The 25,682-nt window shown below is 67.9% G+C and carries 20 protein-coding genes; 14 read left to right on the top strand and 6 right to left on the bottom strand.

From position 1 onward, the window contains the following. Positions 1–2 precede the first annotated feature (2 nt). From O7R11_RS00100 to O7R11_RS00085, 4 genes are all read left to right on the top strand, one after another. Positions 3–1,784, top strand: a complete 1,782-nt coding sequence (locus O7R11_RS00100; RefSeq protein WP_337995439.1) for a peptidase domain-containing ABC transporter — start codon at positions 3–5, stop codon at positions 1,782–1,784. Beyond that, on the top strand, positions 1,777–3,075 hold the full coding sequence (locus O7R11_RS00095) for an HlyD family type I secretion periplasmic adaptor subunit (RefSeq protein ID WP_337995438.1): 1,299 nt from the start codon (positions 1,777–1,779) through the stop codon (positions 3,073–3,075). The genes O7R11_RS00100 and O7R11_RS00095 overlap by 8 nt, the downstream gene beginning before the upstream one ends. A 126-nt stretch (positions 3,076–3,201) precedes the next feature. After that, on the top strand, positions 3,202–4,008 hold the full coding sequence (locus O7R11_RS00090) for a motility protein A (protein WP_337995437.1): 807 nt from the start codon (positions 3,202–3,204) through the stop codon (positions 4,006–4,008). Beyond that, entirely contained in the window at positions 4,005–4,673 is a 669-nt protein-coding gene (locus O7R11_RS00085) for an OmpA/MotB family protein (RefSeq protein WP_337995436.1), read from the top strand. Before O7R11_RS00090 ends, O7R11_RS00085 begins: the two co-directional genes overlap by 4 nt. A 17-nt stretch (positions 4,674–4,690) precedes the next feature. Here O7R11_RS00085 and O7R11_RS00080 read toward each other — a convergent pair whose 3' ends face one another. The 4 genes from O7R11_RS00080 to O7R11_RS00065 form a co-directional block, all read right to left on the bottom strand. Further along, positions 4,691–6,382 carry a methyl-accepting chemotaxis protein gene (locus O7R11_RS00080; RefSeq protein WP_337995435.1) on the bottom strand — a complete coding sequence of 564 codons (1,692 nt, stop codon included), beginning with the start codon at positions 6,380–6,382 and terminating at the stop codon, positions 4,691–4,693. A gap of 362 nt (positions 6,383–6,744) precedes the next feature. Continuing rightward, on the bottom strand, positions 6,745–7,566 hold the full coding sequence (locus O7R11_RS00075; protein WP_337995434.1) for an MBL fold metallo-hydrolase: 822 nt from the start codon (positions 7,564–7,566) through the stop codon (positions 6,745–6,747). A 167-nt stretch (positions 7,567–7,733) separates the two neighbouring features. Beyond that, positions 7,734–8,492, bottom strand: coding sequence for an SAM hydrolase/SAM-dependent halogenase family protein (locus tag O7R11_RS00070; RefSeq protein WP_337995433.1), 759 nt, complete (start codon positions 8,490–8,492; stop codon positions 7,734–7,736). Continuing rightward, positions 8,485–9,381, bottom strand: a complete 897-nt coding sequence (locus tag O7R11_RS00065) for an NAD(P)-dependent oxidoreductase (protein WP_337995432.1) — start codon at positions 9,379–9,381, stop codon at positions 8,485–8,487. The genes O7R11_RS00070 and O7R11_RS00065 overlap by 8 nt, the downstream gene beginning before the upstream one ends. 152 nt (positions 9,382–9,533) lie before the next feature. Here O7R11_RS00065 and O7R11_RS00060 point away from each other — a divergent pair, with 152 nt between their 5' ends. The 5 genes from O7R11_RS00060 (at position 9,534) to O7R11_RS00040 (ending at position 16,197) form a co-directional block, all read left to right on the top strand. Further along, positions 9,534–11,243, top strand: a complete 1,710-nt coding sequence (locus tag O7R11_RS00060) for an FAD-dependent oxidoreductase (RefSeq protein ID WP_337995431.1) — start codon at positions 9,534–9,536, stop codon at positions 11,241–11,243. A 219-nt stretch (positions 11,244–11,462) separates the two neighbouring features. Further along, positions 11,463–12,482, top strand: a complete 1,020-nt coding sequence (locus O7R11_RS00055) for a DctP family TRAP transporter solute-binding subunit (protein WP_337995430.1) — start codon at positions 11,463–11,465, stop codon at positions 12,480–12,482. 38 nt (positions 12,483–12,520) lie between these two features. Next, positions 12,521–13,030 carry a TRAP transporter small permease gene (locus O7R11_RS00050; RefSeq protein WP_337995429.1) on the top strand — a complete coding sequence of 170 codons (510 nt, stop codon included), beginning with the start codon at positions 12,521–12,523 and terminating at the stop codon, positions 13,028–13,030. After that, entirely contained in the window at positions 13,031–14,329 is a 1,299-nt protein-coding gene (locus O7R11_RS00045; RefSeq protein WP_337995428.1) for a TRAP transporter large permease, read from the top strand. It begins immediately after the preceding gene. 185 nt (positions 14,330–14,514) lie between these two features. Beyond that, the gene (locus O7R11_RS00040; protein ID WP_337995427.1) at positions 14,515–16,197 is read left to right on the top strand and encodes a methyl-accepting chemotaxis protein; all 1,683 of its coding nucleotides are present in this window, start codon (positions 14,515–14,517) and stop codon (positions 16,195–16,197) included. Here the strand turns inward: O7R11_RS00040 and O7R11_RS00035 are convergent, their stop codons facing one another. Then, positions 16,198–17,748, bottom strand: coding sequence for a sigma-54 interaction domain-containing protein (locus O7R11_RS00035; RefSeq protein WP_337995426.1), 1,551 nt, complete (start codon positions 17,746–17,748; stop codon positions 16,198–16,200). Between the two features lie 278 nt (positions 17,749–18,026). On the opposite strand from O7R11_RS00035, the gene O7R11_RS00030 reads away from it, so the two are divergent. From O7R11_RS00030 to meaB, 5 genes are read left to right on the top strand one after another with little or no spacing between them, the layout of a single operon-like run. Beyond that, on the top strand, positions 18,027–19,562 hold the full coding sequence (locus O7R11_RS00030) for a succinate CoA transferase (RefSeq protein ID WP_337995425.1): 1,536 nt from the start codon (positions 18,027–18,029) through the stop codon (positions 19,560–19,562). 8 nt (positions 19,563–19,570) lie between these two features. Further along, entirely contained in the window at positions 19,571–21,226 is a 1,656-nt protein-coding gene (locus tag O7R11_RS00025) for an acyl-CoA mutase large subunit family protein (RefSeq protein ID WP_337995424.1), read from the top strand. 11 nt (positions 21,227–21,237) lie between these two features. Then, complete coding sequence (locus tag O7R11_RS00020; protein ID WP_337995423.1) at positions 21,238–22,602, top strand: MmgE/PrpD family protein; 1,365 nt, start codon at positions 21,238–21,240, stop codon at positions 22,600–22,602. Between the two features lie 25 nt (positions 22,603–22,627). Beyond that, complete coding sequence (locus O7R11_RS00015) at positions 22,628–23,017, top strand: cobalamin B12-binding domain-containing protein (protein WP_337995422.1); 390 nt, start codon at positions 22,628–22,630, stop codon at positions 23,015–23,017. A 19-nt stretch (positions 23,018–23,036) separates the two neighbouring features. After that, positions 23,037–23,981 carry a methylmalonyl Co-A mutase-associated GTPase MeaB gene (meaB, locus tag O7R11_RS00010; protein WP_337995421.1) on the top strand — a complete coding sequence of 315 codons (945 nt, stop codon included), beginning with the start codon at positions 23,037–23,039 and terminating at the stop codon, positions 23,979–23,981. 159 nt (positions 23,982–24,140) lie between these two features. Here the strand turns inward: meaB and O7R11_RS00005 are convergent, their stop codons facing one another. Beyond that, positions 24,141–25,466, bottom strand: a complete 1,326-nt coding sequence (locus O7R11_RS00005; protein WP_337995420.1) for a short-chain fatty acid transporter — start codon at positions 25,464–25,466, stop codon at positions 24,141–24,143. Positions 25,467–25,682 lie beyond the last annotated feature (216 nt).

The following is a 25,682-nucleotide window of genomic DNA, read 5'->3' as shown; positions in this document are numbered from 1 at the left end:
CGATGACGGGATGGGGTGGTAAAACCGTACCGGGCATGGGCGGCTTCACGCTGCCCGCCTGGCTGCGCGATCTGTCGCGGGACGCCAAGCCCCTGCTGCGCGACGTGCTGATCCTCTCCCTGGTGCTCAACGTCATCGCCATCGCGGTGCCGATCTTCGTGCTCCAGGTCTACGACCGCGTGGTCTTCCACAACGGGTTGGCGACGCTCGCCGGGCTGTCGATCGGCATGGCGCTGGTGCTGATCGTCGATTACCTGTTCCGCATCGTGCGCTCGCGCATCCTGCAACGCGTGGCGCTGGAGGTGGACGTGCGGCTCAACCGCCGCATCGCCGACACCTTCCTCCGCCTGCCCTTGTCGGAACTTGAAAAACGCCCGGCAAGCCATTGGCAGCGCATGTTCCAGGATGTGGAGGTGATCCGCAACATGGTCTCCGGCGGCGCCGCGGTGCTGCTCTCCGACCTGCCGTTCCTGGTGATCTTCCTCGTCCTCATCGCCGTCGTCGCCAAGGCGGTGCTGTGGGTGGTGCTGCTGTTCGTCGCCGCGTTCACCGCGCTCGCCGTGGTTTCCGGCCGCATGGTGCAGGCGCGCCGCAGCGAGGAACGCGGCACCCGCCAGGGCCTGGAGCGCCTGGTCTCCGAGGCGGTGCTCGGCCGCGCCACGATCAAGGCGCTGGGGCTGGAGCCGCATATCCGCCCGATCATGGAGGCCGCCCAGGCCGAGCACATCGAGCAGAGCATCACCCGCGGCACCCTCAACGACCGCATGGCCGCGATCTCGCACGTGCTCAACATGGGCGCCTCGGTGGCGGTGATCGGCTTCGGCGCGCTCGCCATCCTTTCCCAGAACCTCACCATGGGCGGGCTGATCGCGGGCAACATGCTCGCCTCCCGCCTGTTGCAGCCGTTGAACCAGCTGGTCGGCACCTGGCGCTCGCTCGCCGCCTTCCGCGAGGCGGTGGCGCATCTCGACTCCCTCTTCTCCCTGCCGATCGACCGCCAGGACACCGCGCTCACCCTCGCCGCGCCCGCGGGCCGCATCGACCTCGACGGGCTTTCCTTCGCCCACGGCGGCGGCCACCCGGTGATCCGCAAGCTCTCCCTGCCGATCCGTCCCGGCGGCATCACCGCGGTGATCGGCCCCAACGGCAGCGGCAAGACCACGCTGTTGAAACTGCTGCTCGGCCTCTACGTGCCCGGCGAGGGACGGGTGCTGTTCGACGGCGGCGACCTCGCGCAGTTCGGCCGCGACGACCTCACCCGCTGGATCGGCTATGCGCCGCAGGAGACCTTCCTGCTCTCCGGCACCATCCGCGACAACATCCTCGCCACCTGCCCCGGCGCTTCCGACGACGCGCTGCGCGAAGCGGCGAAGCGCTCCGGACTGGACGAGTTCGTCCGCCTCCTGCCCTCGGGCTACGACACCGACGTCGGTGAGGCGGGCGGCCTGATGTCCGGCGGCGTGCGCCAGCGCATCGGCCTGGCCCGCGCCTTCCTCGGCGAGCCGCCGGTGCTGCTGCTGGACGAGCCGACCAGCAACCTCGACCGCGCCGCCGAGGACATCCTGCGGCAGAGCCTCATCGCATATGCCGCGACCCGCACCGTGGTGGTGGTCAGCCACAGCCCGGTGCTGCTTTCCGCGGCGCGCGACGTGCTGCTGCTGCCGCTCGCCGGTCCCGCGCGCTTCGGCCCCGCGGCCAAGGTGCTGCAATCCCTGGTGCCCAAGGGCGCGCTGCCGATGACGCCGCCGAAGAAGCCCAACATCGGGGGCGAAGGCCATGCCTGAGACTGCCCTCGACGCGCTCCTCGCGCGCCATGCCGCCCTGCCCGGCCGCCGCCTCGCCTGGGTGGTGAGCGGGCTGGTCGCGCTGTTCCTCTTCTGGGCGGCGTTCGCGCCGCTGGACGAGGTGGCGGTGGCCGAGGGCGAGGTCATCCCGCAGGGCCAGGTCAAGGTCGTCCAGCACCTCGAAGGCGGCATCGTCATCGCGCTGATGGTCAAGCCCGGCTCGGTGGTCAAGGCCGGGGACCCGCTGTTGCAGCTCGACCTCGCCTCCACCGCGATCAACCGCGACGAACTGATGGTGCGCATCGACAGCCAGCGCCTCGCCATCGCCCGCCTCGCCGCGGAGGCCGAGGGGAAGCCGCTCGTCTTCCCGCCCGAGCTGGAGAAGCGCTACCCCGACCTCGCCCGCGCCGAGCGCGACACCCACAGGGCCCGCCTCGCCGAGCTGCAATCCACCCTTTCCGTGTTGCAGCAGCAGCACCAGCAGAAGACCGAGGAAGTGCGCGAGTTGGAAGCCAAGGAACACTCGGTGCAGACCGGGCTGCGCCTCGCGCAGGAAAAGCTCGCGATGTCGAAGTCGCTGTTGAGCGAGGGCCTGACCTCGAAGATGGACCACCTGCAACTGCAATCCGAGGTGGAATCCCTGCGCGGCCAGATGTCGGTGTTGAGCCACACCCTGCCGCGCGCCAAGGCGGCGTTGCAGGAATCCGCCAACCGCGCCGAGGAGGCCCGCCTCTCCTTCCGCCGCGAGGCGAGCGAGACCCTCGGCACCGCGCGGATGAACCTCGCCCGCAACGCCGAATACATGAACAAGGCCGACGACCAGCAGGTGCGCACCGAGATCCGCTCCCCCATCGCCGGCATCGTCAAGAACATGCGCTACGTCACCATCGGCGGCGTGGTGCAGGCGGGCGCGCCGATCATGGAGATCGTCCCCACCGACGAGAAGCTGCAGATCGACGTGCGCCTGATGCCCAAGGACCGCGGTTACGTGCGGGTCGGGCAGAAGGCTCTGGTGAAGATTTCCACCTACGACTATTCGCGTTACGGCGGCCTCGACGGCGTGGTCACCGTGGTCGCGCCGGATGCCAGCACCGACGCCAAGACCGGCCAGCCCTACTTCCAGGTGATCGTCGAGACGGAACAGACCTGGATGGGCAATACGCCCGGCGAATTTCCGATTTCCCCCGGCATGCAGGCCACCGCCGACATCCACACCGGCACCCGCTCGGTGCTCGACTACCTGATTCGCCCGGTTCTCAAGCTCAAACATGAGGCTTTTCGCGAACGCTGACCGCCGGGGCGCGGCAACGCCTCGACGGGGCCGCCAAACCGCTGTATAAGATGATGATTCGTCAGGCGAAATGATTTAAAGTGGCGCCGTTATGGAGTTTCGGCGCCGTCCGCGTGGAGTATCCGCATGTCGCTGACCACGGTCCTTGGGATCATTCTAGGATTTGGCCTGTTCGTCAGTTCGGTCGTCCTCAAGACGGCCAACTACATGCTGTTCCTCGATTTCGCCAGTTTCATCATGGTCATCGGCGGCACCCTCGCCGCCACCTTCATCGCCTTCGAATCGCGCTATGTGGTCAACGCGCTCAAGGTCGCGGTCAGCATCATGTTCGTGCAGCGCATGGGCCGCAACATGCTGACCAACGAGGTCGGCCGCGTCATCCGCTGGGGCTACATCGTGCAGAAGAACGGCCTGCCGGGGCTCGAAAGCGACGCCAAGAACCTCGCCAAGCAGGACCGTTTCCTCAACTTCGCCATCGACCTGGTGATCTCCGGCTACAACGGCGGCGAAATCCGCGAGATCCTCACCAACACCGTGCAGACCACCTTCGGGCGCTCGGTGATCAACGCCGACATCCTGCGCAGCATGGGCAACACCGCCCCGGCCTTCGGCATGATCGGCACCCTGGTCGGCCTGATCATCATGCTCGACAGCATGGCGAGCGACCCCTCGCAGCTCGGCCCCGGCATGTCGGTGGCGCTGATCACCACGCTCTACGGCGTGCTTGCCGCGCGCCTGGTGTTCCTCCCCGCCGCCAGCAAGATCCAGCAGCGCGAAGAGATCGTGCAGTTCCGCAATTACCTGGTCGCCGAGGGCATGGCCCTCTTGGCCGAGCGCAAGAGCCCGCGCTACATCCAGGACAAGATGAACTCCTTCCTCGACCCGGCGATCCACTTCAACATCGACCGCCACCTCAAGGGCCGGACGTCATGATCTCCGGCGCCCCCAAAAAACGGGATTCGGTCCAGGAAGACGACTGGATGACCACCTACGGCGACATGGTCACCCTGCTGCTCGGCTTCTTCATCCTGCTCGCGTCGATCTCCAAGGTGGACATGGCGCTGTTCGAGCAGGTGCAGGCGGGCATGGCCAAGGGCATGGGCAAGCGCGACATCGAAACGCCGATCGAGAACCTGAAGCAGGAGATGAAGGAAATCCTGGTTCAGATGAATGTGGACGAAGTTTCGAGCGTCGGCAGCGACACCAGCGGCGTGGTCATCGAGTTCGCCTCGTCCTCGTTCTTCGAACCCGGTTCGGCGACCCTGCGGGAAGAGTCGCTGCCGGTGCTGCGGCGCGTCGCCGACACGCTGAACGCCGACGTCTACAAATCCTTCCAGGTCGAGGTGCAGGGCCACACCGACGACACGCCGATCCACACCCAGCAGTTCCCCTCCAACTGGGAGCTCTCGGCGGAGCGCGCCACCGGGGTGGTGCGGTTCTTCATCGCCGATCAGATGGTCCCGGCGCGGCTGCGCGCCGTCGGCCTGGCCGACGTGGCGCCGAAGGTGCCGAACCTCGACCCCTTCGGCAACCCCCTGCCCGCCAACCGCGAAATCAACCGCCGCATCGTCATCCGGGTCAACCCCAGCCGGGGCTAAGCCCGCGCCCGCACCGCTCAGGCGGCGCGCACGCCTTGCAGGAACTCCTCCACCACCCGCTGCAGGACTCCCGCCTCGCCGGAGAGCGACTGCGACGCCGTCAGCATCTGCTGCGAGGCCGCGCCGGTCTCCTCCGAGGCCTGGTTCACCCCCTCGATGTTGAGGGATATCTCCTCGGTGCCCGCCGCCGCCTGCTGCACGTTGCGCGCGATCTCGGCCGCCGCCGCGGACTGTTCCTCCACCGCCGCGGCGATCGCCGCGGAGATTTCGCGCACTTCGGCGATGCGGCCGACGATCTCGGCGATGGCGGCGACGACGTCCTGGGTCGCATCCTGCACCGCGGTGATCTGCGCGCCGATCTCCTCGGTGGCCTTGGCGGTCTGGTTGGCGAGGTTCTTCACCTCGCCCGCGACCACCGCGAAGCCCTTGCCCATCTCGCCCGCGCGCGCCGCCTCGATCGTGGCGTTGAGCGCCAAAAGATTGGTCTGGCTGGCGATATCGGTGATCAGGGCGATCACGGCGCCGATATGGGTGGAGGTTTCCGCGAGTTCCCTGACCCGCGCGTCGGTGCGGTCGGCGGCGGCGGAGGTGTTGCGGCTGATCTCGCTCGCCTGCGCCACCTGGCGGCCGATCTCGCCGATCGAGGCCGCCAGTTCCTCCGCCGCGGCGGCCACCGTGCGCACGCTGTCGGAGGCCTGCACCGTCGCCGCGGCCACCGCGCCCACCTGGCGGCTGGTCTGTTCCGCGGTCGCGGACAGGTTCTGCGCCGTGGCGTCCAGTTCGGTGCACGCTCCGGTGACCACGCCGAGCACCTCCGAGACCTTGGCGTCGAAGGCGCGGGTCATCTCCTCGATCGCGGCGGCGCGCTTCATCTGCGCGGCGCGGACGGCCTCCTGCTCCGCGGCGAGCGCGTCGGCGCGGATCGCGTTCTCCTTGAACACCTGCACCGCCGCGGCCATGGCGCCCACCTCGTCCCTGCGGCCGTGCGCCGGGATGGCGACGTCCCGCTCGCCCTCGGCGAGGCGGCGCATCGCCCCGGTCATCGCCATGATCGGCCGCGCGATGCCGCGCACCAGGACCCTCCCCGCCAGCACCGACAGCGCCAGCACCACGCCCAGGCAGGCGAGCACCAGCGCCAGCGCCCCGGCGCGCACCGCATCCACGGTCTGCGCCGCGTTCTCCACCTCGCGGTTGGCCAGTTCGACCAGTTCGTCCACATCCGCCGACATCACGTCGAACAGGCGCAAGGGCTCGCCGGTGGCCTGGGTCATCGCCTCCTGCCGCTTGCCGGAACGGGCGACCGCCAGAATCCCCTGGATCGACGAAAGATAGGCGGAACGGTCGTCGGAGAAGCGGTCGAAGATGGCGAGCGCCTCCGGCGTTCGGATCAGTTCCTTGACCCGCTTCGACGCCTTGATGACGCTCACCTTGCGTGCCTGGATGTGCTCCATGGCGCTTTCCCGCTCCTCGTAGGAATCGGACATGATCAGGGTCAGCTCGGCGCTCCGCTGCGCCGCCATCTGGAACTGCAGCCGCCGCGTCGCGTCGATGCTCGGCACCCACTTGCCGATCACCGCGTCGGCCGCCGTGCCCAGACGGCCGAGTTCCCACAGCGACAAGCCGCCCAGGGAGACGACGAACAGGGAAAGACCCGTCAGGATCAGGAACAGCTTGCGCGTCATGCGCAGATCGTCGAACCACCGCATCATGATTTCTCCAGAAAAGGACTGGCGTCCGCCACCTCGTTCCCCCCGGTGGCCGCCTGCGAAAATCCGCGGGACGGGCACCCCCGCGGCATATGGAATACCCGAACTCCCCCACCCTCTTTTGCTACGGCGTGAAGAAAACTTGGATTCAAGTTATGTGAAGCAGGCTTCATCTACAAGTATAAATTTGTTCTATTACAGGAGGTTGCCGATGTTATATATCGGAACAGTGAAATATAGTTCCGTAAGCGCGAATAATAATTATATTTTATTACAGAACGTTTCCGCATAACGGAACGGGCGGGGAGAAAAATCTCGCCCGCCCGCATAAACCCACATTTCTTCCGGAAAACCGCGGCCGCGGCTCACACCACCACGGGTTCGCTCTCCCGCGCCACGAAGCAACCCGGCCACACCGCCTTCGCCTCCGCGCCCAGCGCGTCCATGAAGTCGTCGTCGTGGTCCGGATCGTGGTGGAACACCGCCATGCGCTTGACGTTGGCCATGCGGCACAGGCGCACCCCCTCCTGCCAGGTGGAATGCCCCCAGCCCACCTTGGCGGGGAATTCGTCGTCGGTATAGGTGCTGTCGTAGATCACTAGGTCCGCGCCTTCGATCAGCGCCAGGATGGTGGCGTCCGGCTTGCCCGGCGTGTGCTCGGTGTCGGTGATGTAGCAGGCGGACTTTCCGCCGTACTCGACGCGGTAGCCGGTGGCGCCGTTGGGGTGATTGAGCGGGCAGGTGCGCACCGTGATGTCCGGGGCGAGGCGGAAGTTTTCCCCCGAGGCGAAATCCTCGAACTCCAGCCTGGCGCGCATCGCGTCCAGCGGCACCGGAAACATCGGCGTGTGCATCTGGGTGTTCAGCACCTCCTGGATGCCGCCCGCGCCGATCAGATGCCCGGCGAGAATGCGGAAGGAGCGCCCGGGCACGAAGGCGGGAGCGAAGAACGGAAAGCCGTTGATATGGTCCCAGTGGGTATGGGTGAGGAGGATCGTCGCCTCCTTGACGTCCTGCTTTTGCAGGTACTGCCCGAGGCCGCGGATGCCGGTGCCCGCATCGAGAATCAAATGACGGTCGCCCATGGAGAAGGACAAGCAACTGGTGTTCCCGCCATAACGCACGTGATACGGCGACGGGCAGGCAATGCTCCCACGGACGCCCCAAAACCTCACAACGAAGTCCATCTGTTCAGGATCTCCCGATTATTGGTTCGTCGCTCGGCACCACCGCGTCCGGACCTGGCAATGCAAGCCTGACGAGTATTACCGTCTTCCCCAAAACAGGAAAGGAAAAATCCTGCAATTCAAGAGCGACCCTACACATCCTCCGCGTTTATCTTGCCGGGTTTCGGTCAATCCCGGATAAGCCGCGCCGCCGCACCCACGGAAACCCCGAGAAGCGCCGCCGCGCTGCCGCGGTTGACCGCCGCCTCGGCCAGGCCGTCGGCGTTTTCGTACCAGAAGGCCTCTCCCGGATTCACCTCGCCGAAGCGCCGCGCGCGCGGCAGCAGCCGCCCGGCGATGGCGAGCCGCGCCGTCTCCGCCGCGCCCGCCGCCGGAATGCCGGTGACGAGATTGCCGTAGGGGTCGGCGAGGATGACGCGCTCCGCCGGGTCGGCGACGCCGCCCCGCTCCATCGCCGCGGGAGAGATCTCCTCCGCCGGGGCGGGCGGCGCGCCGTGAAGCGCCAGATGCGCGGCGACCGGGGCGAAGAGGTCGCGTCCGTGGAAGGTGGCGGACAGGCTCTGCGGCCGCCAATCGACGCGCCAGACGCGGCAGCCGCGGGCGCGGCCCGCCGCCACCGCGAGCAGCCCGTTGTCCGGACCGCAGAACCACAGGCCGTCCGCCAGCACCGCGAGCACGCCGCGCGGCCCGCCGACGCCGGGGTCCACCACCGCCTCCACCACGCTGCCCGGCGGCAGGCGCCGGGTGTAGGCGAAGAGAAGGTGCGCCCCCGCCTCCACGTCGAAGGGCGGCGCGGCGGAAAACAGATCGACGCGCGGCGCCGCGGGGGCCAACCCCGCCCACGCCGCCAGAACCTGCCCGACGTAGGGGCCGGATGCGCCGAAATCGGAAAACAGGGCGAGGAGCGGCGCGGCGCCCTCAGGCACCGGGGTCGTCCTCGTAGAGGCGCAACAGCGCCTGGGTGCCGTCGGCGCCGTAGCCGAGGCCGGAAAGCTCGTCGTAGCGCGACTTGGAAAGGGCGAGCGCGGGCAGGTCGAGGCCCATCGCCGCGGCCTCTTCCAAGGCGATGCCCATGTCCTTGATGAAGTGATGGATGTAGAAGCCGGGGGCGAAGTCTTCCGCCGCCATGCGCGGCCCGAGCTTGCTCAGCTGGCTGCCCGCCGCGGCGCCGGTGCCGATCACCGCCAGCACCGCCTCGGGGTCGAGGCCGCAGCGCCGCGCATAGGCCATGCCCTCGGTGACGCCCATGATGGTGCCCGCGATGACGATCTGGTTGACCATCTTGGTGTGCTGACCCGCGCCCGCCGGGCCGAGGCGGCGGATCACCCGCCCCATCGCCTGGAACAGCGGCAGGGCGCGGGCGAACGCCTCCTCCTCGCCGCCGGCCATGATCGCGAGCGTGCCTTCGCGCGCGCCCACGTCGCCGCCGGAAACCGGCGCATCCAGCGTATCCACGCCGCGCGCCGCCGCGGTTTCCGCGATCAGGCGGGCGAGCGACGGGTTGGAGGTGGTCATGTCGATGAGCAGCGTCCCTTCCCGGGCGTTGGCGATCAGGCCCGCGTCGCCCAGATAGACCTGCCGCACGTCCACCGGGTAACCGACGATGGTGATCACCGCATCGCAGACGCGGGCGAGATCCGCCGGGCTTTCATGCCACGCCGCGCCGCGGGCGAGCAACGGCTCCGCCTTGCCGCGCGAACGGTTGTAGACGTGCAGGTCGAACCCCGCGTCGATCAGATGCCCGGCCATGCTGTGCCCCATGATGCCGAGGCCGATGAACCCGACGCTGCGTATGGCTTCCCCCTGTGCGCCCACCTTGCGATCCTCCTTTTTGTCTTTCGCAGGCCTCACACATGGAGCCTTGCGGAGGGCGAAACAAGGGAAATTCACCCGAGTTTCCGGTTCCTCCCCCTCCGTCCGCGGGGTATCCTGAAAACGTCGATATCTCGCCAAGAGGGAACTGCTCCATGGAGGCCAAGGTTATGACGAACAAGCGGATAGTGGTGATCGGCGGAACCGCCGCCGGACCGAAGGCGGCGGCACGCGCCAAGCGCCTGGACCAGAGCGCGGAGGTGGTGCTGCTGCAAAAGGCGCCGGAACTGTCGATGGCCACCTGCGGCTATCCCTACTACGTCGAAGGCCGCTTCAAGGAGCGCGAGAAACTGCTCTGCACCCCCACCGGCGTGGTGCGCAACGTCGCCTTCTTCGCCGGGGCGAAGGGGGTGGAGGCGCGCGTTTCCACCGAAGTGACGGAGATCAACCCGATCGCCAAGACGGTGACGGCGCGCAACCTCGCCACCCGCGAGGAGGCCACCTTCCCCTACGACAAGCTGATCCTCTGCACCGGCTCGGTGCCGGTGGCCCCGGCGATTCCGGGGCGCGACCTCGCCGGGATTTCCGGCCTCAACACCCTGGCCGAGGCCGACGCCCTGCGCGCCGCCGCCGAGGAGAAAGCGGTGAAGGAGGCGGTGGTCCTGGGCGGCGGCCTGATCGGCGTGGAAACCGCCGAGGCGCTGGCGCTGGCGGGCATCGCGGTGACCCTGGTCGAGCGCATGCCGCAGATTCTCTGCTCCCTCGACATCGAAATCGCCAAGCTGGCGGAGGCCCACATGCGGGCCAAGGGGGTGAAGCTGATCACCGACTGCTCGGTCGCCGAGTTCCTCGGGCGCGACGGGCGGGTGTGCGGCGTGCGCCTCTCCGACGGCCGCGAGATCGCCGCGGGCATGGCGGTGATGGCCACCGGCATCGCCCCCAACACCGCGCTCGCCAAGGCGGCGGGCCTGGCCATCGGCGAGACCGGCGGCATCGCGGTGGACGCCCACATGCGCACCTCCGACCCCGACATCTTCGCCGCGGGCGACTGCGTCGAGGTGGTCAACCGCATCACCGGCAAAAAGACCCTCGCCCCCTACGGCGACCTCGCCAACCTGGAGGGCCGCGTCGCCGCCGACAACGCGGTGCTGGGGCCGACCACGGTGTTCCCCGGCACCATCGACAGCGGCATCTGCAAGGTCTTCGATTTCGCCGCCGGGTCCACCGGGCTGAGCGAGGCGCGCGCCCGCGCCGCGGGCTACGACGTCGCGGTGGCGGTCAACGCCAGCCCCGACAAGCCCGACTTCATGGGCGCCTGCCTGCTCGTCTCCAAGATCGTCGCCGACGCCAAGACCGGCCGCGTGCTCGGCTTCCAGTGCGTCGGTCCGGGCAGCGTCTCCCGCCAGGTCGCCACCGCCGCCGCCGCGATCACCGGCGGCCTCACCGTGGACGACATGTGCATGCTCGACCTGCCCTATGCGCCGCCGTTCTCGCTGGCGATCGACCACGTCATCGCCTCCGCGCACATCCTGCAGAACAAGATGCGCGGCCTGATGAAGGGCGTTCCCGCCACCGCGGTGAAGGCGAAGCTGGACGCCGGGGAGAGCCCCTTCCTCCTCGACGTGCGCGCCCCCGACGAATACGAGCAGATGCGCCTCGGCCTCGGCGAGACGCTGATCCCGCTCGGCCAGTTGCGCCGGCGACTGGGCGAACTGCCGGAGGAAACCAACCGCGAGATCGTCGTCTACTGCAAGATCTCGATGCGCGGCTACGAGGCGCAGCGCGTGCTCGAAGCCAAGGGCTACCGCAACGTCCTGGTGATGGAAGGCGGCATCATGGCCTGGCCGTTCGCCCGCGAGAAATAGCGCGGGCGCCGCACCCGCACGGGGGAGGCCGCGGCCTCCCCCTTTTCTTTCGGAAAAGCGGAAATAATTTGATAAAATCCGCCCAGTCCAAGGTTGAATCTTTCTTTTTCCTGGGGCAAAAAGAACATCCGCTTCTCGCCTCGCCCGCATCCGGGGCCGGGAGGCCAGAAACATGGCGGCACCTCAGCAAAACGCCCGCCGATCAGGAGGAACTTCCCGATGTACGATCTTTGCAAAGTCGCCGCCGTTGCGCTTACCGCCGCGATCGCCGTGCCCGCCGGGACGACCGCCGCCGCGGCCGCGCCGTACAAGTCGGAATACACGGTTTCGACGGTGCTGCCCGCGCCCTTCCCCTGGGGGATCGCCGCCGACAAGTGGGTCGAACTGGTCAAGCAGCGCACCAACGGGCGGATCAATCTCAAGGTCTACTCGAACTCCCAGCTGGTTTCCGGCGACCAGACCAAGGAATTCTCGGCGATGCGCCAGGGCATCATCGACATGGCCGTCGGCTCGACGATCAACTGGTCGCCGCAGATCAAGGAACTCAACCTGTTCTCGCTGCCGTTCCTCCTGCCCGACCATGCGGCGATGGACCGCCTGACCGGCGGCGAGGTGGGCAAGCAGCTCTTCGAGGTGCTGCGCAAGAAAGGCGTGGAGCCGCTGGGCTGGGCGGAAAACGGCTTCCGCCAGGTGACCAACTCCAAACATCCGATCAAGACCCCGGACGACCTTACGGGCCTGAAGATCCGCGTCGTCGGCTCGCCGCTCTACAACGACATCTTCACCGCGCTCGGCGCCAACCCGACGCAGATGAGCTGGGCCGACGCCAAGCCCGCGCTGACCACCAAGGCGGTGGACGGCCAGGAGAACCCGATCACGGTGTGCAAGATCGCCAAGATCGACACCGTCGGCCAGGTCTACATGACCCGCTGGAACTACGTGAACGACCCGCTGATCTTCGCGGTCAACAAGCGGGTGTGGGCGAGCTTCACCCCCGCCGACCAGAAGATCCTGCGCGAGGCGGCCGTGGAAGCGGGCAAGGCGGGGATCGCGGCTTCCCGCGAGGGCGACGACATCGCCGCCAAGGAACTGGAGAAGGCGGGCGTCACCATCACCGTGCCGACCGCGGCGGAGCGCGCCGCCTTCGTCGCCAAGACCCGCGGCGTCTATGCCGACTGGGCGAAGAAGATCGGCCCCGACCTGGTCAAGCTGGCCGAGAAGGCCGTCTCGCAGAAATAACCCCGGACGGGCCGCGCCCGTCCTGAACGGAGTATCCTTTGTCTCTCTCGTCCCAAGAGCCGAACGGCGGCCTGCCCCCGCAGGGGGGCCGGCCGTTTCGCGTCGATGAGGCTCTGTCCGCCCTCGCCATGGGCCTGATCGTCGTCATCAGCCTGGCCAACGTCATCGTCCGCTACGCCACCGACATCTCCTTCGCCTTCACCGAGGAGTATTCGGTATTCCTGCTCGTCTTCATGACGCTGCTCGGCTCCGCCATCGCGTTCGCCGGCGACGGGCACATCCGCATCACCTTCCTGCGCGACATCCTGCCGCCGTCGCCGCGCCGCATCATCGACGGGGTTTCGCTGCTGCTCTCCGCGCTGCTGTTCGTCATGGTGCTCTACTACGGCGCGGTGTTCGCCTATGAGGAATGGGCCTACGAGGAAACCTCGCCCGGCCTCGGCTATCCCAACTGGATCTACACCGTCTGGCTGCCGCTCTTGTGCGGCCTGATCATCTACCGCATCTACGGGCGGTTGCGCCGTCTGTTCAGCCACGGAGAGAGCTGAATGGACCCGTGTCTCGCCCTCCTCCTCAGTTTCGCCGTCTTCCTGCTGGCCGGCCTGCCGATCGCGGTGGCGCTCGGGCTTTCCGGCGTCATCGGCATCATGCTCGGCCTCGACACCTATGCGCTCGGCACCATCGGCACCAACACCTACAACGGCATCGCCAAGTATCCGCTGATCGCGATTCCGCTGTTCGTGCTCACCGGCATGATCTTCGAACGCTCCGGCGTGGCGCAGAAGCTGGTGGACTTCGCCTCCGCCCTGGTCGGGCCGCGGCGCGGCGGCCTCGCCGTGGTGGCGGTGCTGGTGTGCATGCTGATGGGCGGCATGTCCGGCTCCGGCCCGGCGGACGCCGCCGCGGTGGCCACGGTGATGATCCCCAGCATGGCGAAGGCGGGCTATCCCCGCGCCTTCTCCTCCGGCGTGATCGCCGCCGCCGCCTCCACCGCCATCCTGATTCCGCCGTCGATCGCCTTGATCGTCTATTCGATCATGGTGCCGGGGCTCGACCTGCGGGCGCTGTTCGCCGCGGGCGTGGTGCCGGGCATCCTCGCCGGTCTGTCGGTGATCCTGCCCACGCTGTGGCTCAGCCGCCGCCACGACTTCGGCCACATGGAAGAGGAAAAGCGCTCCCACCTGCTGAAGAGCCTGATCGGCGCGCTGCCCGGCCTGATGGCGCCGGTGATCATTCTCGGCGGGCTGCGCAGCGGCGCCTTCACCCCCACCGAGGCGGCGGTGGTGGCGGTCGCCTACGGCCTGATCGTCGGGCTGTTCATCTACCGCACCCTGACCTGGGCCGACATCTACCGCGCCCTGGTGGATTCCGCCCAGACCTCGGCGGTGATCCTGATCATCATCTCGCTCGCCGGCATCTTCGCCTGGGCGGGCAGCACGCTCGGGGCCTTCGACCTCGGCGCGAAGCTGATGTTCAGCCTCTCCGACAACTCCACCGTGGTGCTGGTGCTGGTGATGATCTGCCTGCTGTTGGCGGGCATGGTGCTGGACGGCATTTCGATCTACCTGATCACCCTGCCGCTGCTGATGCCGCTGATGGACCGCTACGGCTGGAACCCCACCTGGTTCGGCATCCTGATGGCGATGAACATCGCGATCGGGCAGTTCACCCCGCCGGTCGCGGTCAACCTGATGGTCACCGCCAAGGTCGGCGGCGTCAGCATCGAGGCGACGACGCGCTGGGTGATGTGGTTCGTCCTCTCCATGGCGCTCGCCATCGGCCTGGTCATCGCATTTCCCGGCATCGCACTGTGGGTGCCGGAGGCGCTAGGCTACGCCACCGACTGAACGGGGAAGGAAAGGCCGCCCGCAAGGCGGCTTTTTTCTTGCCCGCGGGAAATCCGTTGACGAGTTTTTCTTTAAATATTACAGATTCTTAATGCAATAAGAAACGCGGCTGTCCGGCATCCTGAAGCATTATCGGAATAGCTGCACATGCGACGCCCCCCGCGTCAACGGGAAGAGGACACGCCATGACTCTCAGCATTTCGAAGAAGATCTGGCTTCCCATCGTCATCGCCGCCACCGGGTTTGCCGCGCTTCTCTTCTATGCGCGCACGATGATCGCCGATCAGATGCTCGACGACCGCATCGCCAAGATCCGCACGATCAGCGAAAGCGCCGTGTCCGTCATCGCCCACTACGAGAAGGAAGCCGCGGCGGGGCGGCTCTCCCTGGCCGACGCGCAGGCCGCCGCCAAGGCGTCGCTGCGCGACCTGCGCTACGACGCGGGCACCGGCTACGTCTACATCTACGCCACCACCGGCGTGAACGTGCTGCTGCCCACCAAGCCCGAGCTGGAGGGCAAAAGCCTGATCGACATGAAGGACCCCAGCGGCTTCCTCATCGTCCGCGACTTCGTGGAAAAGACCGGCAAGAGCGGCTTCGCGGTCACCCGCTACCTGTGGGAGAAGCCCGGTTCGAAGAAGCCCGAACCCAAGGTCAGCTACACCCTTCTGTTCAAGCCCTGGAACTGGATGGTCGGCACCGGCATCTACGTGGACGACGTGGAAACCGAGACCGCCGCCGCGACGATGAAGCTCTTCGGCGTCAGCCTGGCGTTCCTGCTGCTCATCCTCATTCCCTCGGCGCTGGTCGGCCGCGCCGTCGCCAGGCCGATCGGCGCGCTGACGGCGAGCATGGAGCGCCTCGCCGACGGCAATCTGGAGGTCGAGGTGGGCTACCGCGACCGCGCCGACGAGATCGGCGCGATGGCGCGCGCGCTTACGGTGTTCAAGGACAACGCGCAGCACCGCCGCCGCCTGGAGGAAGAGGCGGTGGAGGCGGAAAAGGCGCGCGCCGCGGAGCACCGTGCCCTGATGATGAAGATGGCCGACGACTTCGAGACGGCGATCGGCGACATCCTGCGCGGCACCTCGTCGTCGGCGCGCGCCCTCACCGAGCTGGCCCGCGTGATGGCGGAAAACGCCGAGCGCACCACCCGCGAGGCGGAGATCGTGCGCGACGCCTCGGACATGGCGTCGCGCAACGTCGAGACCGTGGCCTCCGCCTCCGAGGAGCTCACCGCCTCGATCGGCGAGATCGCCTCCCAGGTGCAGGAAGCCTCGAGCAACGCGCGGGAAACCGCCGCCGAGGCGGGCACCGCCAACACCCGCGTCTCCACTCTGGCCGAGGCGGCCAACCACATCGGCGAGATCATCGGCCTGATCAACGACATCGCCAGCCAGACCAACCTTCTCGCCCTCAACGCCACCATCGAGGCGGCGCGCGCGGGCGACGCGGGCAAGGGCTTCGCGGTGGTCGCGGGCGAGGTCAAGACCCTGGCCAACCAGACCGCCAAGGCGACGCAGGACATCACCGAACAGGTGAACAGCATCCAGGACGAAACCAAGGAGGTGGTCGCCGCCATCGCCACGGTGTCGCAGCGCATCGTCGGCATCGACGACGTCACCGCCTCGATCGCCGCGGCGATCGAGGAGCAGACCGCGGCGACGCAGGAGATCAGCCGCAGCGTGCAGGAGGCGGCGCGCGGCACCAAGACGGTCTCGGACTCCATCGTCTCGGTGGTGGACGCGGCGACGCAGTCCTCCGCCGCCTCCGACAAGCTCTCGGCGGAGTGCAAGAGCCTGCTGCAACAGACCACCGACCTCAAGGTGGCGGTGGACGGCATCCTCTCGGCGATCCGCGACGAGTGATCACGGGGTCTCGTCGAGCCCCAGGCGGCGCAGGATGCGCCACAGGGTGGTGCGGTTGAGACCGAGGCGGCGCGCCACCTCCGCCTTGTTGGGACCGTGCTCGCGCAGCGCGCGGACGACGAGGTCGCGCTCCGCCCGCAGCATGTGCGCCGCATAGGGGGAAAGCCCCCCGTCCACCCCTTCCGCCCGGCCGAGAATGTAGCCCGGCAGGTGCGCGAGGCGGATGGTGTTGCCGTCCAGCATGTTGACCATGTGCTCGACGCAGTTTTGCAGTTCGCGCACGTTGCCCGGCCATTCGTGGCCGCCGAGCGCCGCCATCACCGCGGGTTCGATGTCGTTCGCCTCCTTGCCGATGAGGCGGGCGAAGCGGTTGATGAAGTGATAGGCGAGCGCCGGAATGTCCTCGCGGCGCGCGCGCAGGGGCGGCACCGTCAGTTCCAGCACGTTGAGCCGGTAGTAGAGGTCGGAGCGGAAGCGCCCCTGCCGCACCAGGTCCTCCAGCGCGGCATTGGTCGAGGCGAGGATGCGCACGTCGATGGCGCGCGCCTTGTCCGCGCCGAGGCGGCGCACCTCGCGCTCCTGGATCACCCGCAGCAGGCTGACCTGGAGGTCGAAGGGCATCTCGCCGATTTCGTCGAGCAGCAGGGTGCCGCCGTCCGCCTGCTCGAACACCCCGGGCGCGCCCTGCCGCCGCGCGCCGGTGAACGCCCCCTCGACATGGCCGAACAGCACGCCTTCGATCAGGCTGCGCGGCAGCGCGCCGCAGTTGATCGCGACGAACGGCTTGCCCGCGCGGTCGCTCAAGGTGTGGATCGCCTGGGCGAAGAGTTCCTTGCCGGTGCCGGTCTCGCCGCTGATCAGCACCGTGGAGGGCGAGCGCGCCACGTCGGCGGCGAGCTTGCGCGCCCTGGCGATCGCCGGGCTGTCGCCGAGAATGTCCTCCAGGTGGTAATGGGCGTGGCGCTGCTGGCTGGCGCGCTCGATCAGGCGGCTGCGCTGCACCGCCGCGAGCTTGTTGTTGAAGGCGACGCCGAACTCCGGCGACATCGGAATGCGCACCGCGAGCGCGCCGGGCAGCATCACCGAGGTGCCGATGCTGGCGCGCCCCTCCAGCATCGCCTTGCGGCAAAGCTCGGTGATCTCGCCGATCGCCGAGGGGTTGGCCTTGCCGTCCGGATGGTGCGCCCGCACCCGCGCGCCCTCGCCGTCGAACATCACCGCGTCGCCGCCCGCCACCTGCGCGATGTAGGGAAGGGACTCCTCGACGATACGGCGGTAGCGCGCCGCATCGGCGCGGCGCGCGCGGTTGTCGAGCAGCAGATAGCCCGTGGGCAGCGCGATCACCGCGGAGACTCCCTCCACGCCGCCCCATGCCGCGGCGGCGCGCCCCTCGCGCCGCGCCAGCAGGCGCGCGGCATGCGCCGCCACCGCTTCACGCGGCCGGGGGTCGCCGGTCCAGGCCACCACCTCGCCCGCCGCGTCGCAGAGAATCGCCGCGCCGCCGGTCAACTCCGCCAGGGACGCCAGGCACTCCCGCGCGCCATCGCTCATCGCCGGTCTCCTTGCAAGGGTCCGCCTGCCGAGTGTCCTGCGGGCGGCGCGGAAAGTCCACGCAAAAGCGTTTCGAAAACGAACGCCGTTACAAAAGCGAACGACTGCAAAAAACCCAATCAGGCAGCCAATCTTGCTTCGCTGCTGCAAGATAAGCGTTCATATTTGAACGATCAACTGTCAGACTGCAAAAATTCCCGCAGTTTTTCAACGGGTTAAGAAGGTCTCCGAACGGCACGCGGCTTGCCCCTGGAAAAGGCGCGACAGGAGGCTCCCAGATGCTGCAATCCGACAGACTTCGCCACCCTTCCCTCTTCGACAAGATCGTCCCCGCCGAAACCGCCGCGGCGCTGATCGCCGACGGCATGACCGTGGGGGTGAGCGGCTTCACCCCCTCGGGCTATCCGAAGAAGACCACCCTTGCGCTGGCTGCGGCGATCCGCGCCGGGCGGCGCTGCCGCATCAACCTGATGTCCGGCGCTTCGGTGGGGCCGGAGATCGAGGACGCGCTCGCCGCGGTCGGCGGCGTGACGCGGCGCACCCCCTACTACGCCGCCTCCAACGCCGCGATGCGCGAAGGGATCAACCGCGGCGCCATCGCCTACACCGACGTGCACCTGAGCCACCTCGCCCAGCACATCGACTACGGCTTCCTCGGGCCGATCGACGTCGCCATCGTCGAGGCGGTGGCGGTCACCGAAAACGGCGATCTGGTGCTCGGCCCCGGCGTCGGCAACACCCCAATGTTCGTCAAGCACGCCAAGACCGTGATCGTCGAGGTCAACACCGCCCAGCCCCTGGCGCTGGAAGGCATGCACGACATCTTCATCCTGCCCAGGCCGCCGCACCGCCGCGAACTGCCGATCTACGAAGCGGGCGACCGCATCGGCTCCCCCTATCTGACCTGCGGCCTGGAGCGCATCGCCGCGATCGTCGAATCCGACATTCCGGACCGCGTGCGCAACCTCGTGCCGCCGACGCCGGAAAACCAGAGGATGGCCGGCAACCTGTTGGAATTCCTAAAGTTCGAGCAGCGCAAGGGACGGCTGCCCTCGCCGCTTTTGCCGTTGCAGTCCGGGGTGGGCAGCATCGCCAACGCGGTGCTGGAATGCCTCGCCAAGTCGGAGCTGGAGAACCTCACCCTCTACTCGGAAATCCTTCAGGACGCGGTGTTCACCCTGATCGCCAGCGGCAAGGTGAAGCAGGCCTCGGGCTGCGCCTTCACCCCCTCTCCCAACGTGATGAAGCGCTTCCTCGCCGAGCCGGAACTCTACCGCAAGTCCCTGATCCTGCGGCCCCTGGACATCAGCAACCATCCGGAGGTGATCCGCCGCCTCGGCGTCATCGCAATCAACACGCCGCTGGAATTCGACGTCTACGGCAACGCCAACTCCACCCACACCGGCGGCACGATGATGATGAACGGCATCGGCGGCTCCGGCGACTACATGCGCAACGGCTACCTCGGCATCTTCATCACCGAGTCCACAGCCAAGAACGGCGCGATCTCCCGCATCGTGCCGATGGTCGCCCACACCGACCACACCGAACACGACACCATGATCTTCATCACCGAGCACGGCGTCGCCGACGTGCGGGGTCTCGACCCGCGCGAGCGCGCCCGCGTCATCGTCAACAACTGCGCCGATCCGCGCTACCGCCCGCTTCTGCTCGACTACCTGCGGGATGCGGAAAAAGGCGGCGGCCACACGCCGCAGGATCTCGCCAAGGCGCACGCCTTCCACATCCGTTTCAACCGCACCGGCAGCATGGACCCGGAAAGGGCGCCTGCCGTGGCTTTCGCGACGAAATGAGGCCGAACATGGACGACAGCAAAATCACCCCCACCCTGGCGCAGGCGCAGGCGGCCTGGCGGGAAAGGACCGAAAAGGGTCTCGCCAGGTTCCCGGAACGCAAGAACCTGGCGCTCGACCGCCTCTATACGCCGCTCGACACCGCGCAGGTGGATGTCCTCTCCGACATCGGCTTCCCCGGCGAGTATCCGTTCACCCGCGGCGTGCAGCCGACGATGTACCGCGCCCGACACTGGACGATGCGGCAGTATTCCGGCTTCGCCACCGCCGAGGAATCCAACGCCCGCTACAAGTACCTGCTGGGCCAGGGCCAGACCGGCCTTTCCGTCGCCTTCGACCTGCCGACGCAGATCGGCTACGACAGCGACCACGAACTGGCGCTCGGCGAGGTCGGCAAGGTCGGCGTGGCGATCGACACCCTGGCCGACATGGAGGCGCTGCTCGACGGCATTCCGCTGGACAAGGTCAGCACCTCGATGACGATCAACGCCCCGGCGGCGGTGCTGCTGGCGATGTACATCGCGGTGGCGGAAAAGCAGGGCGTCGCCCCGGCGGCGCTCACCGGCACCATCCAGAACGACATCCTCAAGGAATACATCGCGCGCGGCACCTACATCTTCCCGCCCGCGCCGTCGATGCGCCTGATCACCGACACCTTCGCCTACTGCTCGCGGAACATCCCGAAGTGGAACCCGATCAGCGTCGGCGCCTACCACATCCGCGAGGCCGGGGCCGACGCGGTGCAGGAGGTGGCCTTCGCCTTCGCCAACGCCATCGCCTACATCGAGGCGGCGATCGCCGCGGGGCTGAAGGTGGACGACTTCGCCCCCGGCATCTCGTGGATCTTCACCGCCGACCTCAACTTCCTGGAAGAGATCGCCAAGTTCCGCGCCGCAAGGCGGCTGTGGGCGCGGATCATGAAGGAGCGCTTCGGCGCGCACGACAAGAAGTCGCAGATGCTGCGCTTCCACGTGCACACCGCGGGCAGCGTGCTCACCTCGCAGCAGCCGGACAACAACGTCGTGCGCATCGCCTGGCAGGCGCTTTCCGCGGTGCTCGGCGGCACCCAGTCGCTCGCCACCTGCGCCAAGGACGAGGCGATCGCCCTGCCGACGGAGGATTCCGCCCGCCTCGCCCTGCGCACCCAGCAGCTCATCGCCTATGAGAGCGGCGTCGCCGACACCGTGGACCCGCTCGCCGGGTCGTGGTGCATCGAGGCGCTCACCGACAGGATCGAGGCGGAGGCGCGCGCCTACATCGCCAGGATCGACGCCCTGGGCGGCGCGGCGGCGGCGATCGAAAAGGGCTACATGCAGGGCGAGATGGCCAACAGCGCCTACGCCTTCCAGAAATCGATCGAAACCGGCGAACGGGTGAAGGTGGGGGTCAACACCTTCACTCAGGAGGAAACCCACAGCGGCGAATACCTCACCGTCGATCCCACCGTCGGCGAGCGCCAGGTGGCGCGCCTGAACGCGCTGCGCGCCAAACGCGACGCCGCCAAGGTGAGCGCCGCCCTGGCCGAGGTGCGCGCGGTGGCGCGAAGCGGCGAGAACCTGATGCCGACGCTGATCTCAGCGGCCAAGACCTACGCCGGCCTCGGCGAAATCTGCGGCGTGCTGCGCGAGGAATTCGGCGAATACAGCGCCCATGCGGACATCTGAGGGAGGTTGCGATGACCACTGAAGCCCTGGCCCGTGCGGTGGCCTCCCTGCGCTACGAGGACCTGCCGCAGACGACGCGGCAGAACGCCAAGCAGTGCTTCCTCGACTGGCTCGCCTGCTGCATCTGCGGCGCGCCGCAGCCCGCAGCGGAAATCCTGCGCCGCGAGATCGCCCGCGAGGGCGGCGGCGCGCCCGCGGCGACGGTGTTTTCCGCCGCGCCGTTCCGCGCCTCGGCGCTCAACGCCGCGCTGCTCAACGGCGCGGCGTCGCATGCGCTCGACATGGACGACCTGCACAACGCCTCGATCATCCACCTCGGCACCGTGGTCGCGCCCGCCGCGCTCGCGGTGGCGGAACGCGACCGCCTGAGCGGCCGCGAGCTGATCGCCGCCATCGTCGCGGGCTACGAGGCGGGGGCGCGGGTCGGCGAGGCGGTCAACCCCGGCTCGTACTTCTTCTGGCACACCACCGGCACCGCGGGCACCTTCGGCGCCGCCGCCGCCGCGGCGCGCCTCTTGAAGCTCGATGCCGCGGCCACCGTCTCCTGCTTCGGTTCCGCCGGAACCCAGGCGGCGGGGCTGTGGGAGTTCCTCATCGACGGCGCGATGAGCAAGAGCCTGCACGCAGGCAAGGCGGCGATGAACGGCATTCTCGCCGCCGACCTGGCGAAGGCGGGCTTCACCGCCGCGCGGCAAATCCTCGAAGGCGAGAAAGGCTTCTGCCGCGCGATGACGGCGGAACCGGACCTCGCCAAGCTCACCGAGGGCCTGGGCGAACGCTACGAAATCGACGAGAACGGCTTCAAGGCCTACACCTGCTGCCGCCACTGCCACGCCGCGATCAACGCCGCGCAGATTCTCCGCATCGAGGAGGAAATCTCCCCCGCCGATGTCGCCGCGATCACCGTGAAGACCAACCGCGTCGCCGCCGCCCTGGTGGACAACCCGGCCCCGAAAACCGCCTACGGCCACAAGTTCAGCCTGCAATACTGCACCGCCGCGGCGGTGACGCACGGCCGCGTCGGCCTCGCCGAGTTCTCCGAGGCCGCCGTCGCCGAGCCGGAAACCCGCCGCCTGATGGCCGCGACGCAGGTGGTGGTGGATGCGGCGCTGGATGCGGAGTACGCCCGCGACCCGAAGAAGTGGTCGGCGGAGGTGGCGATCGAGACCCGCGGCGGCAAGCGCTTCTCGCGTTTCGTCCCCTATCCCAAAGGCGACCCGCAGAACCCGCTTTCCTATGCCGAAACCGAGGAGAAGTTTCGCGGCGTCGCCACGCCGGTGCTCGGCGGCGAACGCACCGCCCGCCTGCTGGCCGTCTGCGCCGGGCTGGAACGCGTGCCCGATATCGCCGCGGCGTTCGCCTTCCTCACCGCCTGAGATGATTTTTCAAGGAGCTCCCAAGATGAAACGCATTCGCGTACTGGTGACCAAGCCCGGACTCGACGGCCACGACCGCGGCGCCAAGGTGGTGGCCCGGGCGTTCCGCGACGCCGGTTTCGAGGTGATCTATACCGGCCTGCGCCAGACCCCGGAAATGATCGCCGAAACCGCGTTGCAGGAGGATGTGGACGTGATCGGCCTCAGCCTGCTCTCCGGCGCGCACAACACCATCTTCCCGCGCCTGATCTCCGAGTTGAAGGCGCGCGGGCTCGAAGACCTTCTGCTGATCGGCGGCGGGGTGATCCCCGAGGGCGACATCCCCAGCCTCAAGGCGATGGGCGTGGCGGAAATCTTCACCCCCGGCACCCCGACCGGAAAAATCGTGGACTTCGTCGCCGCCAGGGCAGGATGATGCCCGGCGGAGGCAAGCCATGACCGATACCGCCGCCGACCTGCTGGCCGGGTCGCGCCGCGCGCTGGCGCGGGCGATCACCGCCGTGGAAAACGACGCCCCGGAGGCCGAGGCGATCCTGCGCGCCGTCCACCCGCACACCGGCGGCGCGCACGTCATCGGCGTCACCGGCCCGCCGGGCGCGGGCAAGAGCACGCTGACCGACCACATCGCCAAGGCGTTCCGCGCCGCGGGGGAACGCGTCGGCATCGTCGCGGTGGACCCGAGCAGCCCGTTCTCCGGCGGCGCGATCCTCGGCGACCGCATCCGCATGGGCGACCTCGCCCTCGACCCCGGGGTGTTCATCCGCAGCATGGCGAGCCGCGGCAGCCTCGGCGGGCTGGCGCGCCACGCCGCCGACGCGGCGGCGCTGATGGACGCGGCGGGCATGGGCGTGGTGCTGGTGGAGACCGTGGGCGTCGGCCAGTCGGAGGTGGACATCGCGCGCGCCGCCGACACCACCGTCGTGGTGCTGGTGCCCGGACAGGGCGACGGCGTGCAGGCGATCAAGGCGGGAATCCTGGAAATCGCCGACATCTTCGCGATCAACAAGGCCGACCGCGACGGCGTGCCGCAGCTGGAGGCGGAACTCAACGCCGTGCTCGACCTCGCGGAGCGCCGCCCCGCCTGGCGCCCGCCGGTGCTGCGCACCGTCGCCAAGACCGGCGATGGCGTCGCCGAGCTTGCCGAGAACATCGTTCGCCACCTCGCCCACCTGCGCGAAAGCGGCGGACTGGAAAGCCGCCGCCTCGCCCGCGCCGAGGCGGAGCTGCTCGCCCGCCTGGAGGAAGGCCTGCGCCGCCGCGTCGTCGCCGCGGCGCTGCCGCCCGAAAGGCTCGCCGCGCTGGCCGCGCGCGTCGTCCGCCGCGAGGCGGACCCCTATACGCTCACCGCCGAACTGCTGGCAGAATGCTTCGCCGGCTGAAAAGGGGGCCGGACGCCGGAGGGGGAAAGACTACGGCGTCCGGCAAACCGCCGGGAAATGGGGGGAGGCCCGGCGGCGGATCGGATGCGGGGTTGGGGAGAGCATCCGATCCTTGCTGAAGAGCGCACCGGCGCAAACCGGCGCGCTTTTTTTTTGCGGTTACATCATCGACAAGGCAACGAAGGTGCCGGCGATCAACACGCCGGAAAGCGCCAGCCAGAGGATGCAGTAACCCATGATGTCGCGCGCCGAGAGGCCCGCCACGCCGAGGAGCGGCAGCGCCCAGAACGGCTGGATCTGATTGGTCCACGCGTCACCCCAGGCGAACGCCATCACGGTCTGCGCGATGTCGGCGCCGATCGCATGCGCGGCCTGGATCATGATCGGGCCCTGGATCGCCCACTGCCCGCCGCCGGACGGGATCGCGATGTTGACCAGACCGGCGGAGAGGAAGGTCATCAGCGGGAAGGTGTGCGGCGTGCTGACCGCGGTGAACCACTGGGAGATGATCGCCACCAGACCGGAGGCCCCCATCATCCCGGCGATGCCGGCATAGAGCGGGAACTGCACGACGATGCCGCGGGTGGCGACGATCGCCTCCTTGACCGCGGCGAGGAAGGCCGCCGGGCTCTTGTGCAGCAGCAGGCCGAGGGACAGGAAGATCAGGATGACGATGTTGAGGTTGAGGTTGAACTTCAGGTTGGAGGAGAAGTTCGCGATCAGGTAGCCGACCGGGAAGATCGCCAGGGCGAGCAGCACCCAGCGGCTGTGCTCCAGGCGCTCGGCGAAGGCCATGGAGGACAGCGGCCTGCCGTTATCGTCGCCCTTCGTGGTTTCCTCGGCATGGAATTCGACCACATCTTCCGGACGCGGCGAGGCATTCATGTAGAGGAACATCAGCGCGGCGAGAATGGCGACCGAAAGCCCGAGGTTCCACGGGGAATAGAGGGTATCGGTCACCGGAATGAGATGGCCGATGGTCTTTTCCATGAAGTTGCCGGGGGTCGCCACCACCAGCGGGATGGAGGACGACGGACCGCGGATCAGTTCGCCGCCGTAGGCCGCGGCGACCACCACCGGGAAGTGCAGTCCCTTGACCTTGCGGCCCATTTCGCGCGCCAGGATGGCGCCGATGACCAGGCCGAAGCCCCAGTTGAAGTAGCAGCCGATGAAGGAGACGAGGGCCGTCACCGCCAGCGCCTGGCGCGGCGTCTTCGGAATGTCGGTCACCCTTTCGAGGATGCGCCGCACCACCGGCGACAGCGCCAGGGTATAGCCGGTGAGCAGCACCAGGGTCATCTGCATGCCGAACTTGAACAGGGAGGCAAACCCCTTGCCCCAGAAGTTCAGCATCTGAACGGGGCCTTTGTCGGCGATAAAAATCCCCATGGCAAAGACGATGAAAGTCAGACCCGTAGCCAAGATGAATGCATCGGGTAGATACTTTTGAACGACTTTAACGGTGAAGTCCGTTATTTTGTGCATGATTCTCTCCCTATTTCCACTCTCTTAGATCACATCGCATAAAAGTCCAATTCTACTTTCAGTTCACGACTCAATATTTTTTATGATTACGGACGCCGGGATGCCCCGGCGTCCGGCAGGCGGTTACAAACCCTTCATCGCGTCGCGCATGGCCTGGCCGAGGGCGGCGGGGGAGGCCGCGACGGCAAGGCCGCACGCACGCATGAACTCCATCTT

The organism is Oleispirillum naphthae (genome assembly GCA_027864655.1).
GTDB lineage: Bacteria > Pseudomonadota > Alphaproteobacteria > Rhodospirillales > Rhodospirillaceae > Oleispirillum > Oleispirillum naphthae.
The sequence above is the reverse complement of the archived record's forward strand: the minus strand, read 5'-3'. Positions and strand labels throughout refer to the sequence as shown.